Origin of the sequence: Pseudomonas brassicacearum (assembly GCF_009601685.2) — a bacterium.
GTDB lineage: Bacteria > Pseudomonadota > Gammaproteobacteria > Pseudomonadales > Pseudomonadaceae > Aquipseudomonas > Aquipseudomonas kilonensis_B.
In genome coordinates, this window is record NZ_CP045701.2 from 5188157 (window position 1) to 5207081 (window position 18925).

The 18925-nt window shown below is 62.1% G+C and carries 16 protein-coding genes; 10 read left to right on the forward strand and 6 right to left on the reverse strand.

The genetic code is table 11. The features are described 5' to 3' along the window. Positions 1–16: 16 nt before the first annotated feature. Together argJ and secA are read right to left on the reverse strand one after the other, a co-directional pair. Positions 17–1234, reverse strand: coding sequence for a bifunctional glutamate N-acetyltransferase/amino-acid acetyltransferase ArgJ (argJ, locus tag GFU70_RS22440; protein ID WP_058542626.1), 1218 nt, complete (start codon positions 1232–1234; stop codon positions 17–19). 119 nt (positions 1235–1353) lie between these two features. Continuing rightward, the gene (gene secA / locus GFU70_RS22445) at positions 1354–4089 is read right to left on the reverse strand and encodes a preprotein translocase subunit SecA (protein WP_058542627.1); all 2736 of its coding nucleotides are present in this window, start codon (positions 4087–4089) and stop codon (positions 1354–1356) included. A gap of 307 nt (positions 4090–4396) precedes the next feature. Here secA and GFU70_RS22450 point away from each other — a divergent pair, with 307 nt between their 5' ends. Next, positions 4397–4852: a DUF721 domain-containing protein gene (locus tag GFU70_RS22450; RefSeq protein ID WP_064107032.1), complete on the forward strand. Its 456-nt coding sequence runs from the start codon at positions 4397–4399 to the stop codon at positions 4850–4852. Between the two features lie 137 nt (positions 4853–4989). Here the strand turns inward: GFU70_RS22450 and GFU70_RS22455 are convergent, their stop codons facing one another. Next, complete coding sequence (locus GFU70_RS22455) at positions 4990–6480, reverse strand: helicase HerA-like domain-containing protein (RefSeq protein ID WP_058545371.1); 1491 nt, start codon at positions 6478–6480, stop codon at positions 4990–4992. A 190-nt stretch (positions 6481–6670) separates the two neighbouring features. Here GFU70_RS22455 and GFU70_RS22460 point away from each other — a divergent pair, with 190 nt between their 5' ends. The 3 genes from GFU70_RS22460 (at position 6671) to GFU70_RS22470 (ending at position 9728) form a co-directional block, all read left to right on the forward strand. Then, positions 6671–7792: a glycosyltransferase family 4 protein gene (locus tag GFU70_RS22460; protein ID WP_064107031.1), complete on the forward strand. Its 1122-nt coding sequence runs from the start codon at positions 6671–6673 to the stop codon at positions 7790–7792. Positions 7793–7971: 179 nt separating this feature from the next. Beyond that, complete coding sequence (locus GFU70_RS22465; RefSeq protein WP_153389189.1) at positions 7972–8736, forward strand: DUF2334 domain-containing protein; 765 nt, start codon at positions 7972–7974, stop codon at positions 8734–8736. Then, complete coding sequence (locus GFU70_RS22470) at positions 8733–9728, forward strand: lysylphosphatidylglycerol synthase transmembrane domain-containing protein (RefSeq protein ID WP_153388825.1); 996 nt, start codon at positions 8733–8735, stop codon at positions 9726–9728. Before GFU70_RS22465 ends, GFU70_RS22470 begins: the two co-directional genes overlap by 4 nt. 4 nt (positions 9729–9732) lie before the next feature. On the opposite strand, the gene GFU70_RS22475 is transcribed toward GFU70_RS22470, so the two are convergent. Continuing rightward, complete coding sequence (locus GFU70_RS22475) at positions 9733–9906, reverse strand: hypothetical protein (RefSeq protein ID WP_165826008.1); 174 nt, start codon at positions 9904–9906, stop codon at positions 9733–9735. Between the two features lie 213 nt (positions 9907–10119). After that, positions 10120–10968 carry a formyltetrahydrofolate deformylase gene (gene purU, locus GFU70_RS22480; RefSeq protein WP_003205089.1) on the reverse strand — a complete coding sequence of 283 codons (849 nt, stop codon included), beginning with the start codon at positions 10966–10968 and terminating at the stop codon, positions 10120–10122. A 306-nt stretch (positions 10969–11274) separates the two neighbouring features. Here purU and mvaT point away from each other — a divergent pair, with 306 nt between their 5' ends. Beyond that, positions 11275–11652 carry a histone-like nucleoid-structuring protein MvaT gene (mvaT, locus tag GFU70_RS22485; protein ID WP_042732166.1) on the forward strand — a complete coding sequence of 126 codons (378 nt, stop codon included), beginning with the start codon at positions 11275–11277 and terminating at the stop codon, positions 11650–11652. 80 nt (positions 11653–11732) lie between these two features. On the opposite strand, the gene sbcB is transcribed toward mvaT, so the two are convergent. Beyond that, entirely contained in the window at positions 11733–13169 is a 1437-nt protein-coding gene (gene sbcB, locus GFU70_RS22490) for an exodeoxyribonuclease I (protein WP_058545369.1), read from the reverse strand. Positions 13170–13498: 329 nt separating this feature from the next. Here sbcB and GFU70_RS22495 point away from each other — a divergent pair, with 329 nt between their 5' ends. Genes GFU70_RS22495 through GFU70_RS22515 form a run of 5 tightly spaced genes read left to right on the forward strand, consistent with a single transcriptional unit; the run spans position 13499 to position 18887 of the window. Next, positions 13499–14224, forward strand: a complete 726-nt coding sequence (locus GFU70_RS22495; RefSeq protein WP_153388826.1) for an RDD family protein — start codon at positions 13499–13501, stop codon at positions 14222–14224. Next, positions 14221–15195 (forward strand): stage II sporulation protein M, encoded by a 975-nt coding sequence (locus GFU70_RS22500; protein WP_153388827.1) that lies wholly within the window; start codon positions 14221–14223, stop codon positions 15193–15195. Before GFU70_RS22495 ends, GFU70_RS22500 begins: the two co-directional genes overlap by 4 nt. Next, positions 15182–16726 (forward strand): DUF4129 domain-containing protein, encoded by a 1545-nt coding sequence (locus GFU70_RS22505; protein ID WP_058546098.1) that lies wholly within the window; start codon positions 15182–15184, stop codon positions 16724–16726. The genes GFU70_RS22500 and GFU70_RS22505 overlap by 14 nt, the downstream gene beginning before the upstream one ends. Then, positions 16723–17886 (forward strand): DUF4350 domain-containing protein, encoded by a 1164-nt coding sequence (locus GFU70_RS22510; RefSeq protein ID WP_058546097.1) that lies wholly within the window; start codon positions 16723–16725, stop codon positions 17884–17886. Before GFU70_RS22505 ends, GFU70_RS22510 begins: the two co-directional genes overlap by 4 nt. After that, complete coding sequence (locus GFU70_RS22515; RefSeq protein ID WP_153388828.1) at positions 17883–18887, forward strand: AAA family ATPase; 1005 nt, start codon at positions 17883–17885, stop codon at positions 18885–18887. Before GFU70_RS22510 ends, GFU70_RS22515 begins: the two co-directional genes overlap by 4 nt. Positions 18888–18925: the final 38 nt, after the last annotated feature.

An 18925-nucleotide genomic window follows, 5' to 3' on the forward strand; every position in this document is an offset into this window, starting at 1 on the left:
CTCGGTCCCGAGCGTGTTAAGTCCGGTACTCAGCGTTGATCTTCACGTACTCGTGGGACAGGTCGGTGGTCCAGATCGTTTCGCTGCAATCCCCACGTCCCAGTTCGATACGGATGGTGATCTCCTCCTGCTGCATCACCGCCGCGCCTTGGGCTTCGGTGTAGGTCGCAGCACGGGCGCCTTGGCTGGCGATGCAGACTTCACCGAGGAACACGTCGATCTTGCTCACGTCCAGCTCAGGCACGCCAGCACGGCCAACGGCGGCGAGGATCCGGCCCCAGTTCGGGTCGGAGGCGAACAGTGCGGTCTTGATCAGCGGCGAGTGGGCCACGGTGTAGCCAACATCCAGGCACTCCTGGTGATTGCCACCGCCGTTGACCTGCACGGTCACGAATTTGGTCGCGCCTTCGCCGTCACGCACGATGGCCTGGGCCACTTCCATGCACACTTCGAAAACAGCCTGCTTCAAGGCGGCGAACAGCGGGCCGCTGGCTTCGGTGATTTCAGGCAGGTTGGCCTTGCCGGTGGCGATCAGCATGCAGCAGTCGTTGGTGGAGGTGTCGCCGTCGATGGTGATGCGGTTGAACGACTTGTTGGCACCGTCAAGCATCAGGTCTTGCAGCACCTGGCGCGAGACTTTGGCGTCGGTGGCGATGTAGCCGAGCATGGTCGCCATGTTCGGGCGGATCATGCCGGCGCCTTTGCTGATACCGGTCACGGTGACGGTCACGCCATCATGCTGGAACTGGCGACTCGCGCCCTTAGGCAGGGTGTCGGTGGTCATGATGCCGGTGGCGGCGGCGGCCCAGTTGTTTTCCGACAGGTCATCGAGGGCGGCTTGCAGCGCGCCTTCGATCTTCTCGACCGGCAGCGGCTCGCCGATCACGCCGGTGGAATACGGCAGTACCTGGCTGGCGTCGACACCGGTCAGTTCCGCCAGCTTGGCGCAGGTGCGTTCGGCAGCGGCCAGGCCTGGCGCGCCGGTGCCGGCATTGGCGTTACCGGTGTTGGTCAGCAGATAACGCACAGGCCCCTGCACGCGCTGCTTGGCCAGGATCACTGGAGCTGCGCAAAAGGCGTTGAGGGTGAACACGCCAGCAACCGTCGAGCCTTCGGCGCAACGCATGACCACGACATCCTTGCGCCCGGGGCGCTTGATGCCCGCCGAAGCAATACCGAGTTCAAAACCGGCAACCGGGTGCAACGTTGGCAACGGACCAAGACCAACAGCCATGAATGCGCTCCTTAATAAATAAATCGATGCCGCTTCATCGAGACGGCGAATCAAAATGGCAAAACGCCGCGACAGGGGCTGGCCTGTCGCGGCGCGGGTCGTTCAGCGTTGAAACGGGTTTATTGGATCTGCCCGTGGCAATGCTTGTATTTCTTGCCCGAACCGCAATAGCACAGTTCGTTACGGCCCAGCTTCTGCTCGTTGCGCACCGGTGCGGTCGCCAGGGCGACATCCACTTCGACGGCCTCTTCGGCGGCCACTTCCAGGCCTGGGGCTTGGGCGTGTTCGAACTGCATGCGTGCAGCCAGGGCTTCGGCTTCCTGGCGCAGACGGGCTTCTTCCTCGGCCGGGTCTTCGCGGCGAACCTGAACGTGGGACAGCACCCGGATCGAGTCGCGCTTGATCGAGTCGAGCAATTCGGAGAACAGCGTGAAGGACTCGCGCTTGTACTCCTGCTTCGGGTTCTTCTGGGCGTAACCACGCAAATGGATACCGTGGCGCAGGTGGTCCATGGTCGACAGGTGGTCTTTCCACAAGTCGTCCAGTACCCGCAGCACAATCTGCTTCTCGAAGGAGCGCAGCGCCTCGGCGCCGGCCTGGTCTTCCTTCTCGTTGTAGGCGGCGATCAGTTCGGCCAGCAGCTTCTCGCGCAGGGTTTCTTCATACAGGTGATCGTCTTCGTCGAGCCATTGCTGGATCGGCAATGCCACACCGAAGTCGCTCTGCAAGGCGGCTTCCAGGCCGGCGACGTCCCACTGCTCCGGCAGCGACTGTGGCGGGATATGGGCGCTGATGGTGGCGTTGAGCACGTCCTGGCGGAAATCGGCGATGGTTTCGCCAATGTTGTCGGCGGCCAACAAACTGTTACGCATGTGATAGATCACTTTACGCTGTTCGTTGTTGACGTCATCGAACTCCAGCAATTGCTTGCGGATATCGAAGTTGCGGCCTTCGACCTTGCGCTGGGCCTTCTCGATGGCGTTGGTCACCATGCGGTGCTCGATCGCCTCGCCTGGCTGCATGCCCAGGGCCTTCATGAAATTCTTCACCCGGTCAGAGGCGAAGATGCGCATCAGGCTGTCTTCCAGGGACAGGTAGAAACGGCTGGAACCGGCGTCGCCCTGGCGACCGGCACGGCCACGCAATTGGTTGTCGATACGGCGCGATTCGTGACGCTCGGAAGCGATCACCTGCAAACCGCCGGACTCGAGTACCTGCTGGTGACGCTTCTGCCAGTCGGCCTTGATCTGCGCGATCTGCTCAGGCGTAGGGTTTTCCAGGCTGGCGACTTCCACTTCCCAGTTGCCGCCCAAGAGGATGTCGGTACCACGACCGGCCATGTTGGTGGCGATGGTCAGCGCACCCGGGCGACCGGCCTGGGCAATGATCTCGGCTTCCTTCTCGTGGAACTTGGCGTTGAGCACCTTGTGCTCGATGCCTTCCTTGTTGAGCAGGGCGGACATGTGCTCGGAGGTTTCGATGGTGGCGGTACCCACCAGAATCGGACGGCCCTGGGCCATGCATTCCTTGATGTCGTTGATGATCGCCGCGTACTTCTCTTCGGCGGTCAGGAACACCAGGTCGTTGTAGTCTTTACGCGCCAGCGGCTTGTTCGGTGGAATCACCATCACTTGCAGGCCGTAGATCTGGTGGAACTCGAACGCTTCGGTGTCCGCGGTACCGGTCATGCCGGACAACTTGTTGTACAGGCGGAAGTAGTTCTGGAAGGTGGTCGAGGCCAGGGTCTGGCTCTCGGCCTGGATGTTCAGGCCTTCCTTGGCTTCGATGGCCTGGTGCAGGCCTTCGGACAGGCGACGCCCCGGCATGGTACGGCCGGTGTGTTCGTCCACCAGTACGACCTGGCCGTCCTGCACGATGTATTCGACGTTGCGATGGAACAGCTTGTGGGCACGCAGGCCGGCATAAACGTGGGTCAGCAGGCCCAGGTTATGGGCCGAGTACAGGCTCTCGCCTTCGGCCAGCAAACCAACACGGGTGAGCATTTCCTCGACGAACTGGTGACCGGCCTCGTTGAGTTCGACCTGGCGGGTCTTTTCGTCAACGGTGTAGTGCCCGGCCTGGGTCACTTCGCCTTCGACTTCCTCGACGTGCAACTTGAGCTGCGGGATCAGCTTGTTGATCTCGATGTACAGCTTGGAGCTGTCCTCGGCCTGACCGGAAATGATCAGCGGAGTACGGGCTTCGTCGATGAGGATGGAGTCGACTTCGTCGATCACGGCAAAATTGAGTTCACGCTGGAATTTTTCTTCCATGCTGAACGCCATGTTGTCGCGCAGGTAGTCGAACCCGAATTCGTTGTTGGTGCCGTAGGTGATGTCGGAGGCGTAGGCGGCGCGCTTCTCTTCCGGGGGCTGGAACGGCGTGACGACGCCGACGCTCAGGCCGAGGAATTCGTAGAGCGGGCGCATCCAGTTGGCGTCGCGGCGGGCCAGGTAGTCGTTGACCGTCACCACGTGCACGCCCTTGCCGGACAGCGCGTTGAGGTACACGCCCAGGGTCGCCACCAGGGTCTTGCCCTCACCGGTCCGCATTTCGGCGATCTTGCCTTCGTGCAAGGTCATGCCGCCGATCAACTGGACGTCGAAGTGGCGCATGCCCATGACCCGCTTGCCGGCTTCACGGGCGACCGCAAAGGCTTCGGGCAGGAGCTGGTCAAGGGTTTCCCCCTTGGCGATGCGGTCCTTGAATTCGGCAGTCTTGGCGCGTAACTGATCGTCCGAAAGGGCCACCATTTGCTCTTCGAAGGCATTGACAGTCTGTACCGTCTTGAGCATGCGCTTGACTTCACGCTCGTTCTTGCTTCCAAAAAGTTTCTTTAACAAAGGCGCAAACATATCGGCAGGATCTTCCACACTAAAGGGATGGAGGGCGGCCCCATGAGTCGCCCGTGCAGCCCTCATGGCCGCATGCGAACGAGCATTCTACCCGGAAACGATGGAGAGGAAAGTGGCGTTATTCCACGATGCTGGCACAGCGCTGTGACGGGGCTTGCTTAAAATAAGGACTTTTGCGCGAACTTCAACCCACTCAGCGCAGAAGTTATTCGTCGATTATGTCGCCAAAAGCCGCTGGGCGAGAGGGTCGAGGCGCATCTGGCGCTTTCTGCTACCATGGCGCCTCTGTCACTTGCGGTATTCATTCATGGCCTTTCGCCCACTTCCAGCCAAGGCGCCCGCCGTTCTGCTGCGCGAAGCCAAGCCGCTGAAAGCCATCTTTGGCCACGCCAGGCGCCTGGGTCACCTGCAACGCCTGCTCGACAGCCAGTTGCAACCGGCCGCGCGCGAGCATTGCCATGTGGCCTCCTGGCGCGAAGGCAGCTTGCTGCTGATCGTCACCGACGGCCACTGGGCCACGCGCCTGCGCTACCAGCAAAAACGCCTGCTGCGCCAACTCCAGGCGTTTGAAGAGTTCGCCAACCTGACGCGGATCCTGTTCAAGGTACAACCGCCCACCGTCCAGGTCGGCGCCAAGGGGCACACGCTGGATTTGTCCACCGACGCCGCCGCGACCATCCAGGCCACCGCCGATGGCATCACCGACCCCAACCTGCGGGCGGCGCTGGAGCGGTTGGCGGCACATGCGCGGCCCAAGGGCTGAGATTTTCGGCGCCGGTTGGATAGCTATCGCGAGCAAGCTCGCTCCCACAGGGGATCTGCGGCGGACACCTATTTCGTGTACGACGCCAACTCCATGTGGGAGCGAGCTTGCTCGCGAAAGGAGCAACTCGGTCCTGACTACCGACGGCGCTTGCTGCCCCCCAGCAACGACCCCATCAACCCACGCACCAATTGCCGGCCCAACTGATTGGCCGCCTGGCGCATGGCCGATTTCAATGCCTGGCCGGCCGCGGTGCCGAGGAACTCGCCGGCTTTTTCGGTAAAGCTCGGTTCTTCAGTCGTCGGCTTGCCCGGCGTCACTTCGGCCTGCGGCTCCAGCCCCTTGCGGCCCATCAGCACCTCATAGGCCGATTCGCGATCAATGGGTTTGTCGTAGCGTCCTTGCAACGGTGAACTGGCGATCAACCCGGCGCGCTCGGCCTCGCTCAGCGGCCCGATGCGCGATTGCGGGGGCGCCACCAGCACGCGCTGGACCACTTCCGGCGTGCCTTTTTCCTGCAAGGTGCCCACCAGAGCCTCACCGATGCCCAGTTCGGTCAGCACCGCCAGGGCATCGAACTGCGGGTTGGGCCGGAAACCGTCGGCCACTGCCCGCAGGGATTTCTGCTCCTTGGCAGTGAAGGCACGCAACCCGTGCTGGATGCGCAAGCCCAACTGTGCCAGCACGTCGTCCGGCAAGTCGCCCGGCGACTGGGTCACGAAATACACCCCCACGCCCTTGGAACGGATCAGCCGTACCACTTGCTCCAGGCGTTCCTGCAACGCCTTGGGCGTCCCGGCAAAGAGCAGGTGCGCCTCGTCGAAGAACAGCGCCAGCAGCGGCTTATCTGCGTCGCCGCGCTCGGGCAACTGCTCGAACAGCTCGGCCAGCAGCCACAGCAGGAACGTCGCGTAGACCTTCGGCGCTTCATGGACCAGACGGCTGGCGTCGAGCAAGTGAATGCGGCCACGGCCATCACTGGCCGGTTGCAGGATGTCTTCGAGCTGCAAGGCCGGCTCGCCGAACAATGCGTCCGCGCCCTGCTGCTCCAAAGTGGACAAGCGTCGCAACAACGCCTGGCTGGAGCCGGTGGTCATCAGGGCCGCGTCGTCCCCCAGCAACTCAGGGTTGTCCTTGAGATGGTTGAGCAGCGCCTTCAGGTCCTTGAGGTCCAGCAGCAACAAGCCCTCGCGATCAGCCACCTTGAACGCGGCGTAGAGCGCCGACTGCTGGCTGTCCGTCAGTTCCAGCAGACTGCCGATCAACAACGGGCCCATTTCACTCAAGGTAGTGCGCAGTGGATGACCGGACTGGCCGTGGATATCCCACAAGGTCACCGGATAAGCCTGGGGATTGTGATTGAGCCAAGGCATGCCGGCGATGCGCTCGGCGATCTTGCCCTGGGGGTTGCCGGCCGCGCCGAGACCGCACAGGTCGCCCTTGATGTCCGCCGCGAACACCGCCACGCCGGCGTCGCTGAACATCTCGGCCAGGCGTTGCAAGGTGACGGTCTTGCCGGTACCGGTGGCACCCGCCACCAGACCATGACGGTTCGCCAGGCGCATGGCCTGGGCGATGGGCTGGCCGCTAAGGTCGGCACCGATAATGAGTTGCGATGAGTCAGGCATGTGGTCACCTGTGATGTTTGCGATATGACGCCATTTTGCACGCTTATATAAAAGCATGCCTGGCGCAGTAAGATCCTGGCGCCGGGAATAATAGCCTGCGAACCAGGACTGGCCCCATCACCGTCCCCACAACCCCAACCGAACATCTATTCTTACCAAAGGTCAACACTGGAGAACACTGACCGGAGGGATGTTCATCGTGCATATAGCGGACATAACCATGTTCTACGCCCCCGCCAGCGGAGGCGTGCGCACTTATCTGGATGCCAAGCACCGGCGCCTGGGTGATCGGCCCGGTATTCGTCACAGTCTGTTGATCCCCGGCGCACATTTGAGCGAGCACGATGGGATCTACAAGGTTCCGGCCCCTGCACTGCCGTTCGGCAAGGGCTATCGCTTCCCCCTTCGCCTGGCCCCCTGGCGCAATGTCCTGCGCGATCTACAGCCCGACCTGATTGAAGTCGGCGATCCCTACCTCACGGCGTGGGCCGCGCTGGATGCCCGTCGCCAGCTCGACGTGCCCGTCATCGGTTTTTATCACTCCGACCTGCCACTGCTGGTGAGCAACCGCATGGGCAACTGGTTCACCCCCAACATCGAAGCCTATGTCAGCAAGTTGTACGGCAATTTCGACCGAGTCCTGGCGCCGAGCCAGGTCATGGCCAACAAACTGATCGGGCTGGGGGTCAAGAACGTCTACGTGCAACCGTTGGGCGTCGACCTGCAAACCTTCAACCCGGCCGCCCGTGACCCGGAGTTGCGCGCCGAGCTGGGCATCGCTGAAGACGCACGCCTGCTGATTTTCGCCGGTCGCGGCTCCAAGGAAAAAAACCTGCCGGTGCTGCTCAAGTGCATGAAACGCCTGGGCGAGCGCTACCACCTGCTGTTGGTGGGCTCGTCGATGCCCGCCGTGGTGCCGGACAACGTCACGGTGGTCGATGAATTCTGCCCGGCACCACAAGTCGCCCGGCTCATGGCCAGCGCCGATGCCCTGCTGCACGCTGGCGACCAGGAGACCTTCGGCCTGGTGATCCTCGAAGCCATGGCCAGCGGTATTCCCGTGGTGGCAGTGGCAGCGGGGGCCTTCACCGAAATCGTCAACGAAGACTGCGGCTTGCTGTGCACGCCCAACAACCCACAGGCCATGGCCAATGCCGTGCGCCAACTGTTTTACGAAGGTGCTCAGCGCCGGGGGATTCTGGCACGCCGGCATGTGGAGGGTCATTACGCCTGGGATACCGTGGTCAACAGCCTGCTGGGGCACTACTACGCCGTGCTCGGCGAGCAAATGCCACTGTTGGCCAATGGTTGAGGCGAGGTCCATGTCGATGAATCACTTGCCCAGTGTCCTGTTTCGCAAATACGTTTCTTTCTTGGCGAGTGGCTGTTGTCGTCAGGCAAGGCGCCGCGATGAGTCATAGCCCGCTATGGCGAGGAGCGGCAACGCAGCATGACGACAACAGACACCGTCAAAAAGGAACAGTATTTGTGATACAGGACACTAGCGTACTCCTGGTGCTACACGACGTGGCACCGCAAACCTGGCCCGACTACCAGCCCTTCGTCGAAGCCGTTGACGCCCTTGGCCAGGTGCCGATGACCTGGTTGGTGGTGCCGGACTTTCATCGCAACAATGCCCTGGAGGCTCACCCCGGCTTCCGGCGCCTGCTCGACAGCCGGGTCGAGCGCGGCGACGAACTGGTGTTGCATGGCTACTACCATTGCGACGACGGCCCTGGCGCCCGTCATCCCAAGGACTGGTTCATGCGCCGGGTCTATACCCATGAGGGTGAGTTCTACAACCTGTCCGAGGCCGCCGCCCTCGCCCGCCTGCGCGCCGGTATCGAAACCTTTGAACGCTACCACTGGCCACTGAAGGGTTTCGTCGCCCCAGCGTGGTTGATGAGCGAAGGCACGCGCCAGGCCTTGCGCCAGTTGCCCCTGAGCTACACCAGCGACACCCAACACCTTTATCGCCTGCCCGACTTCACCGCCATCGACGCGCCGGGGCTGGTCTGGAGCGCTCGCAGCGCCTGGCGCCGTGGCCTGTCGAAAGTCATCAGCGACCAACGCGAACAGCGCTGGCGCCGGGCCCCGGTGATCCGCCTGGGCCTGCACCCGGTGGACATGCGCCATACCTTTTCCCGGGACTATTGGCTGCGCACCCTCGAACGCCTGCTCAACGAAGGTCGCGTGCCGATGACCAAAGTCGGCTGGCTGGCGACCCAGGGGCTGCGGGTCAGCAGCGCCGCATGAAACGGCTGATTTGGCTGGGCGCCGCCCTGCTCACGGCGTTACTGGTGCCGCTGCTGGTCGGTGGTGGGGAAATGTGGTCGCGAGTGCAGCGCTTTCCCTTGTCGCTGCTGCTGGCCATGCTCGGCATGATCGTGCTGTGCTGGGGCCTGAACTCCATGCGCTTGCGCCTGCTGCTGGGTGAACACCGTGGACGCATCGGCGGGCTGAAGAGCATCGGCGTGGTGATGGCCACCGAGTTCGCCCTGTGCGCGACGCCCGGTGGCAGTGGCGGCCCGCTGACGCTGATGGCCCTGCTGGCGCGCAACGGCGTGCGCCCGGCCCATGGCAGTGCAGTGTTTGCCATGGATCAGTTGAGCGACTTGCTGTTCTTCCTCTGCGCCTTGGTGGGCATTCTGTTCTACGCGCTGTTCCAGAACCTCAGCCAGCGCATGGAATGGATGCTGGCGTTAAGCGCGATTTCATTGTCTGGCGGGCTGTTCGGCTGCGTGCTGGTGGCCCGGTATCACCGCAAGCTGATCCTGCTGGGCGCTCGACTGCTGCACCACCTGCGCGTAAAAGCCGTCACCCGTCGACGTTGGGCGCGCAAGATCCTGAACTTCCTGGCAGCGTTCACCGACACCTTGAAGCTGCCAAAGCAGACGCTGTTCCAGGTCTTCGGCCTGACCTGTCTGCATTGGGCGCTACGCTACAGCGTGTTGTATCTGGTATTGAAGGGGCTGGGAGCGGATCTGCAGTGGGCCTGGACTTTCCTGGTCCAGATGCTGTCGCTGAGTGCGGGGCAATTCAGCCTGCTGCCGGGCGGCGCCGGGGCGACCGAGCTGACTTCGGCGGCGTTGTTGGCCCCCATGGTGGGCAAATCCACCGCGGCGGCGGCGATTCTGATCTGGCGGGCGGTGACCTATTACTTTTACCTGGTGGCCGGCGGGCCGGTGTTCTTCCTGATGGTCGGACGGCCGTTGCTCAAGAAACTGATCAGGCTCAGGCAGGCCTGACACATCACGGTTTCTGTTCGGGCTCGTCCTGGGGATGCAGTTGCTCCCACAATTGCGCGGCATCGGGAAACTCAGTGCCGTCCTCCGGGCTCAACGCGTCTGGGTCGTAGCGGCTGAGGCAGCCCTCACCCAGGGTGGGGGGCGCCTTGGAGGTGGCTTTGTCCAACGGATCGGTCATGGCGCAATGCTGCTCCCGCAAGAAGGTTGCCCGAATCTAGAGGCCAGAGATTGTTCCCGCTCGGCTGCGCCTGTAGCTGTGTAGGAGCTGTCGAGTGCAACGAGGCTGCGATCTTTCCCCGACCACTTGAGTCTCAAGCGAACGATCAAAATCAAAAGATCGCAGCCTTCGGCAGCTCCTACCAAAGCCCAAAGCCCAGTGTCCAAAACCCAGTCAGAACACCACGGTCTTGTTGCCGTGCACCAGCACTCGGTCTTCCAGGTGATAACGCAGGCCCCGGGCCAACACCATCTTCTCTACGTCACGGCCGAAACGCACCATGTCTTCGATGCTGTCGCTGTGGCTGACGCGCACCACGTCCTGCTCGATGATCGGGCCGGCATCCAGCTCTTCGGTCACGTAGTGACAAGTGGCGCCAATCAGCTTCACACCGCGCATCGACGCCTGGTGGTACGGCTTGGCACCGACGAACGACGGCAGGAAACTGTGGTGGATGTTGATGACCTTGTGGGCGTATTCGCGGCACAAGGCCGGCGGCAGGATCTGCATGTAGCGGGCCAGCACCACCACCTCGGCATCGTGCTGCTTGACCAGCCGCGAGACTTCGGCGAACGCCGGCTGCTTGTCCTGCGGGTTGACCGGCACGTGGTAGTACGGGATACCGTGCCATTCCACCATGCTGCGCAAGTCGTCATGGTTGGAAATCACACAGGCGATGTCGCAATCGAGCTCATCGCTGTGCCAGCGGTGCAACAGGTCGGCCAGGCAGTGAGACTCACGACTGGCCATCAGCACCACGCGTTTTTTCTGCGCGGTGTCGGTGATACGCCAGTCCATCGAGAACTCTTCGGCAATGGGGGCGAACGCTTCACGGAAGGCTTCGATACCGAAGGGCAGCGAGTCGGCACGAATCTCGTGACGCATGAAAAACCAACCACTTTGATTGTCCGAGTGATGGCTTGCTTCGGTGATCCAGCCGTTATGGGACGCCAGAAAGTTACTGACTTTAGCAACGATGCCGACGCGGTCCGGGCAAGCAATCACCAGACGAAAAGTGCGCATTAGGGAAACTCCAGAACTTCGCAAAGGCGGCCATTCTAGCCATTGCGCGGCAAAACTGCAGTATCGATGACGCGCCACATCCTCGACGACGGCCCCAGGCCATGACCGGTGCGGCCCGGGAGCGCAGGCTATATGTGTGAACCGATGTGAAGAGACTGTCAGGCTATTTAACTGCAACACCCATTTTTGTGCTGCAGCACTAATTAATTAAATAAAACACCGGTTAAATGTTTACTTGATGAAACTGTCTGATTACTATTGCCGCACTGTGTCCTTGTCACCCGCGTCCTACATAAGGTAGTCCACATGTCCTTGATCAATGAATACCGCGCCACAGAAGAAGCCATCAAAGAACTGCAAGCTCGCCTGAAAAACCTGTCCCAAGACGACAAACTGCAAACCGAGCTTGAATTCGAAGGCAAACTGCGCACGCTGATGGGCGAATACTCCAAGTCGCTGCGCGACATCATTGCCCTGCTGGATCCAGATGCCAAATCGAGCAAAGCACCACGTGGCGCCGTGAAAACTACCGGTACCAAACGCGCTCGCAAAGTTAAGCAATACAAGAACCCGCACAACGGCGAAGTCATCGAAACCAAAGGTGGCAACCACAAGACTCTGAAAGAGTGGAAAGCCAAGTGGGGCGGTGACGTGGTTGAAGGCTGGGCAACCCTGCTGGGCTAAGCCTCAGCGGTTCGCACCATTCTTTGCGAACACAAAAACGCCAGCGATTGCTGGCGTTTTTTTGCCTGTGATTTTTTACTTCATCGCGGCTCAAGGCTTAAACGTTTGCGCAATTGCTGGCTGTAACCCTGCCACTCCCTGAGTACTTCTTGCTGCACTGGCGTAGACAGGGCCATCCACTCCCCCATCGCCTTATCAAAACTTTCCAAGGTATTAGGCGCGCCCCATTCCGGGGTTGACAGCCGTTGTTGACAGAAAAGTCTCCAACGTTCCTGCTCTTCGGGGCTCAACGTATCCGGAAAGTTGCGTGCGCGATATCGGAACAATAGTTCCGGCAAACGCTCATCATCAAAAGGCCAGCGTTCTTGGGTCAATTGCACCGGGTCCGCCATACGGACTTGTTCACATAAACGCCGATCGCGATCCCCCAAAAAACCTGCGTACAACTGTTGCTCGGGATCCTCGCTGGCGGTGAAATCCTCCCGACCATAAATAGCCTGAAGTTTATCCTGCCAAACTTTCTGTGCGTCTGTTAGCCGCAATGCCCGCTGCTGATAGCCCTCCATATCCAATTCCAGTCGCTGCTGGTCTTCGGCGCGCAGCACCGCCAACGGCGCGATTACCGGGCATTTGTTGATATGAATAAGCTTGAGGGGCACCGGCAACTCACCTTCGAGCAATTCTTCACGGCGGGTATACAAACGCTGGCGCAGGCTTTCGGCATCGTCGTCCAGCAGGCCTTGGGGGTCCAGGTGCAGGTCGCAGACGATCAGGGCGTTGCGGTTTTTCGGGTGCCAGGCCAGCGGCAAGACCACGCCGACGTAATGACGCGCCGCCGAGAAGCGACCGGAAATATGCACCATGGGCTGCAACAGGCGGATCTGGTCCATCACCTTCTGTTTGCTGCGCAACTGGAACAGCCAGTCGTAGAGCCGGGGCTGCTGCTGACGGATGAGGCGGGCCAGGGCGATGGTCGCGCGCACGTCCGACAATGCATCGTGGGCCTGGCCATGGTCGATGCCATTGGCGGCGGTCAAGCGCTCGAGCTTGAGGGTCACGCGACCGTCCTCTTGCGGCCAGACAATGCCTTGCGGGCGCAGCGCATAGGCCGCGCGCACCAGATCGATCAGGTCCCAGCGACTGTTACCGCCCTGCCATTCCCGCGCGTACGGGTCGAAGAAATTTCGATAGAGGCTGTAGCGGGTCATTTCATCGTCGAAGCGCAGGGTGTTGTAGCCGGCGCCACAGGTGCCGGGCGCGGCGAGTTGGCCGTGGACACGGGTCATGAAATCGGCTTCGCTCAAGCCTTTTTCGGCCAGGCATGTCGGGGTGATACCGGTAATCGCACAGGCCGCCGGATGAGGCAGGATGTCATCGCTGGGCCGGCAATACAGGTTCACCGGTTCGTCGATTTCATTGAGCTCGAAATCGGTACGGATACCCGCCACCTGCAAGGGCCGATCGCAACGCGGGTTGATGCCGGTGGTTTCGTAGTCGTACCAGAAAATGGAAGTCACGGGCTGTTCCTGAACTGAAGACTGGCGAAGTCTAGGCGCTCGGACCCGCCTGCGACCAGCAGTCTGTAACTTTTGAAGACCAATGCGCAGTTCCACCACCCACCCCATGTGGGAGCGAGCTTGTTCGCGATAGCGGTGGTTCAGCTTGCATCAATGTTGAATGGACTGCCGTCATCGCGAGCAAGCTTGCTCCCACAGTTGATCTGCGGTGCCCACGAATCTGTTGCAAACCATGAAATGACACACACAGTTGTATCGTTTGCCCGCACGAAGACTGCTAGCATCTGGGCCGAGATTGAACATTCGGTCTGGCCCATCACAGGTTGCCCATGCTCGAGACACCAGCACTGCAAAGGAACGCGACGCTGCCCGCGCCCCTGGATACGCGCTATCAGGTTGAAACGCCCGAAGGCATCGACCTGCCGTTGCGCCCGGCCGGATTGATGCCGCGTGCAATCGCTTTCGCCATCGACCTGGGCATACGTGGGCTGGTGCTGGGTCTTTTCTTCCTGGCCCTGGCGTTTTTCGGCGAACTGGGGATCGGCCTGGGGTCCATCCTGCTGTTTGTCGTCAGTTGGTGGTACATGGTGCTGTTCGAGGTGCTCAACCAGGGTCGCTCTCCCGGCAAGCAGATCATGGGGCTGCGCGTGGTGCAGGACGATGGCCGGCCCATCGGCTGGTCGGCGTCGTTGATCCGCAACCTGCTGCGTTTCGTCGACATGCTGCCTTTCGGCTACACCTTCGGGGCCATCAGTTGCCTGCAGCATCCAGCGTTCAAGCGGCTGGGCGATCTCGCGGCCGGCACGCTGGTGGTGTATCGCGAACAGCCGGTCAAACGCCCTACATTGCCAATGGCAGCACCGATACGAACACCTTTGACCCTCAGCCTGCATGAGCAACGCGCCGTGCTGGGCTTCGCCGAACGCCAGGCAGAACTTTCCCCAGCGCGGGTCAACGAACTGGCTGCCATCCTGGCCGCGCCACTGAACGTCCAGGTGCCAAACGCCGCGGCCGAACTCAATGGCATCGCCCGCGGCCTGCTGGGGCCAACATGAAGCAGAGCCTGTTCGAAAGCCGTCACCAAGGGGAATGGGAGCACCTGACCCGGCAACTCGACCAACTGGAGCGCAGCCGCAGCGTGCCCCAGAGCAGCGACTTTCCTGCTACCTACCGACGGCTTTGCCATCACCTGGCACTGGCCCAGGCCCGGGGCTACAGCAGCTTGCTGGTCGACATGCTGCAACAACTGGCGCTGCGCGGTCACCAGCAACTCTACCGGGACCGCAGCCGCCCCTCGACCAGTCTCTCGGCCTTTATCCTGGTCGGCTTTCCCCGACTGGTGCGTGAACAATGGCGATTCGTGCTGGCCGCCAGCCTGATGTTCCTGGGCAGCCTGGTGGGCATCGGGCTGCTGGTCTATCTGTTCCCGGAACTGGTCTACAGCGTGCTCGGCGCCGATGAACTCAGCCAGATCCGCAGCATGTATGACCCGGCCTCCGGGCACCTGGGACGCTCGGTCGAACGGGCCGCCAGCGAAGACTGGGTCATGTTCGGCTACTACATCATGCACAACATCGGCATTGCCTTTCAGACCTTTGCCAGTGGCTTGATGTTTGGCCTGGGGAGCGCGTTCTTCCTGTTTTTCAATGGCCTGACCATTGGCGCGGTGGCCGGGCACCTGACCCAGATCGGCTCCGGGGAAACGTTCTGGTCGTTCGTGATCGGCCACGGGGCTTTCGAACTCACCGCCATCGCCCTGGCCGGGGCCGCGGGCCTGCAACTGGGCTGGGCGTTGATCGCGCCGGGACGCCTGACCCGAGGCGAGGCCCTGCGGCTCGCGGCGGGCAAAAGCGTGCTGATGATCGGCGGCGTGATGCTGTTGCTGCTCATTGCCGCGTTCATCGAGGCCTACTGGTCCTCCAGCGCCGTGACGCCCGCTACCAAATACACGGTGGGCGCCTTGTTGTGGCTGTTGGTGATCAGCTATCTGTCGCTTGCCGGACGGGTCCGCCATGCGCCTGAGTGACGCCACCGTCGTCATCCGCCCACGCACCACCTGGGAAGCCATGGACCTCGGTGTGCTGATGAGCCAGCAGCATCGACGCCTGCTGATGACCAGTTGGGCGATCATCACGTTGCCGGTGTACCTGTTGCTGACCCTGCTGCTGTGGGAGTCACCTTCACTGGTGGTGATGCTGTTCTGGTGGCTGAAGCCGGCCTTCGACCGGCTGCCGCTGTACATTCTGTCCAAGGCATTGTTTGGCGAAACCCCCACCTTGCGGCAGGCGTTGCGCCAATGGCCTGCGCTGCTCAAGCCGCAGTTGCTGGCCAGCCTGACCTGGCGCCGGCTGAGCCTGAGCCGCAGCTTCCTGATGCCGGTGGTGCAACTCGAGGGGCTCGCCGGTGAGGCGCGGGCGCAGCGCTTGCGGGTATTGCAACAACGCAACCGCGGCGCGGCACAGTGGTTGACCATCATCGGCGTGCACCTGGAAACCGCCTTGTGGTTCGGCCTGATGGCCCTGTTCTATCTGTTCGTGCCGCAACAAGTCGAACTGCAATGGGATTGGGAGACACTGGTGTCAGCCGCCGAGCACGACTGGTTGTGGTTCGAACACCTGGTCAACTTCCTGTACCCACTGCTGCTGATCTTATGGGAGCCGGTGTATGTCGCCTGCGGCTTCAGCCTCTACCTGAACCGGCGCACAATCCTTGAGGCATGGGACATCGAACTGGTGTTCCGGCGCCTGCGCCAGCGCCTCATTGGCGTGGCCCCGGCATTGATGTTGCTGGCGCTCATGCTGCTGCCGCTGGCGCCCCCGGCGTTTGCCGCCGAGGACAACAGCGGCCCCGACAGCCCGCGGCTGCTCAACCAGCCGCTCACCAGCGAAGCCTCCCGGGAGAGCATCAAGGCAATCCTCGACGCCCCGCCATTCAAGAACCCCGAGACCGTCACCCGCTATCGTTTTGGCGAAGAAACTGCCGAATCCCCCAAGACCGAGACCGAAGCCAAACCGAGCTGGCTCAAGGCATTGTTCAAATGGCTCGGCAGCCAACGCTTCGACATCGCCGCAGCATTGATCCAGGTGGTGTTGTGGGCAGGCCTGGTGGCGGTGATCGTCTGGCTGGCCTGGCGCTATCGGGAAAGGCTCAAGACCCTGGTCAATCGCCGGCCGACGCAGCGCCTGCCGGTGGAACGAGCCGTACCTGCGCGCATGTTCGGCCTGGATATTCGCGAAGAGAGCTTGCCCGCCGACGTCGCCGCCAGCGTCGAACAGCTGTGGGCCACGCAACCCCGTGAAGCCCTGGGCCTGCTGTACCGGGCGTTGCTCAGTCGGTTGCATCATGACTTCAAGATCCCCTTGAAACCGGCCGACACCGAAGGCCAGGTGCTGGAGCGCGTCGAACAGCTCAAGCAGGACAACCTGCTGGGCTTCAGCCAAAGCCTGACCCTGCATTGGCAGAACATTGCCTATGGGCATCGCGTCCCGCCGCCCCACCTGCAACAGGAACTGTGTGACGGCTGGCGCGAGCTGTTCGGTCCGGGAGCCTCTCGATGAGCCGGCACGCCGGGTGGCTGATCGGCGCCGTGCTGGCCGCTCTGGTGTGCGCATTCGGCCTCTACCTCTACACCAAGGCCGAGCCCTATGAAGAGGTCGTCGAGCACGGCCCCTCCCCTGAAGTCCAGGCCAATCCTTACCTGGCCGCCGAGCATTTCCTGCGCCAGCAACGCATCAACGTCGAACACGCCAACAGCCTGGATGTGCTGCCCACCCTGGAGCCTCGCCAGCACAGCCTGCTATTGCTGGGCGAGCGAACGCACATGACGCCACGGGAAGTCGAGCAATTGATGAACTGGACCCGGGCCGGCGGGCGCTTGCTCTTCGTTGCCGAAGCCTTGTGGGACAACAGCACCGGCAGCAGCGGCGACCTGCTGCTCGACCGCGTGCGCCTGCGCCAATTTTTGAGCAAGGACCTCAAGGAGCCGGCCCCTGAATTGATCAAGGACCGCTATCCGGAACTGACCAAGCTCTACCTGGAAGACGAAGAGGCGCCGGCGTATGTCGGCTTCGACACCGACTTCCACCTCGAAGACCCGCATAACCTGGCCCAGGCCTGGGCCAACAGCGCATTGTCGACCCACATGATGCAACTGAACCTGGGCCTGGGCTCGGTCACCGTGATCACCGACGCCGAGCTGTGGAAGAACGAACACATCGACCAGTACGACAACGCCTGGCTGCTCTGGTACTTGAGCGCCGACACGGACGTCACGCTGCTGTTCAACACCGACCACGACAACCTGCTGACCCTGTTGCTGCGATATTTCCCCCAGGCACTGGTGGCACTGCTAGCCTTGATTGCGCTGTGGTTCTGGCGCTCAGCGGTGCGTCATGGCCCACTGCAACAACCCGCCTCCAAGGCGCGGCGTCAGTTGGAAGAACATGTGCAGGCCAGCGCCGGTTTCCACCTGCGCCACAACGGCCAGGAGTACCTGTTGCATGCCTTGCAACAAGACGTGCTGCGCCGGGCCCGTCATCTTCACCCAGGCTTCGAACAACTGGCCGTCGCCGAACAATGGCAGGTACTCGCCCGCCTGACCCGACAACCGACGCGAGCCATCAGCCAGGCCTTGAGCCCCCGGCCGAAACAGCGCCTCTCCCGCGCTGACTTCTGCCGCCAGGTCGCCCATTTGCAAACCCTCAGGAATGCCTTATGACTGAACAGAACGAACCTGTCGACGGCCAGGCCCACGCCGCCCAACAGCGCCAGCGCGCCAGTCAGTTGGCCCAGGCCATCCGCACCGAACTGCGTAAAGCGGTGGTCGGCCAGAACGTGGTGATCGACGATGTGCTCACCGCACTGATCGCCGGCGGGCATGTGCTGCTCGAAGGCGTTCCCGGGCTGGGCAAGACCTTGCTGGTGCGGGCCCTGGCTCGCTGTTTCAACGGCGAGTTCGCGCGCATCCAGTTCACCCCCGACCTGATGCCCAGCGACGTCACCGGGCACGCGGTGTACGACTTGCAGACCGAGCAGTTCAAGCTGCGCAAGGGCCCGGTGTTCACCAACCTGTTGCTGGCCGACGAGATCAACCGCGCGCCGGCCAAGACCCAGGCTGCGCTGCTCGAAGCCATGCAGGAACGCCAGGTCACCCTCGAAGGCCGCGCCCTGCCCATCAGCCAGCCGTTCATGGTCCTCGCCACCCAGAACCCCATTGAACAGGAAGGCACCTACCCACTGCCGGAAGCCGAGCTCGACCGCTTCATGCTCAAGGTGCGCATGGACTACCCGGACGCCGACCAGGAGCTGGACATGGTGCGCCAGGTCAGCCGCTCGACCCGCGCCGACATGCTCGACGTGCAGCCGCTGCGCATAGTGTTGCAGGCCAAGGACGTGCAAGCGCTGCAACGCATTGCCAGTGACCTGCCGATGGACGACCAGGTCCTCGACTACGCCGTGCGCCTGGCCCGTACTACCCGCAGTTGGCCGGGCTTGACCCTCGGCGCCGGCCCGCGCGCCTCGATTGCGCTGGTACGTTGCGCCCGGGCCCGGGCGTTGTTGCGCGGGGGCGAGTTCGTGGTGCCGGATGACATCAAGGGCTGCGCCCTGGCCGTGCTGCGCCATCGCGTACGCCTGGCGCCGGAACTGGACATCGAAGGGCTGTCGGTGGACCAGGTGCTGGGGCAACTGCTCGATCAAGTGCCGGCGCCGCGGTTGTGAGTAACACCATGCTGCGCATACCTGTTGTGGCAAAGGAA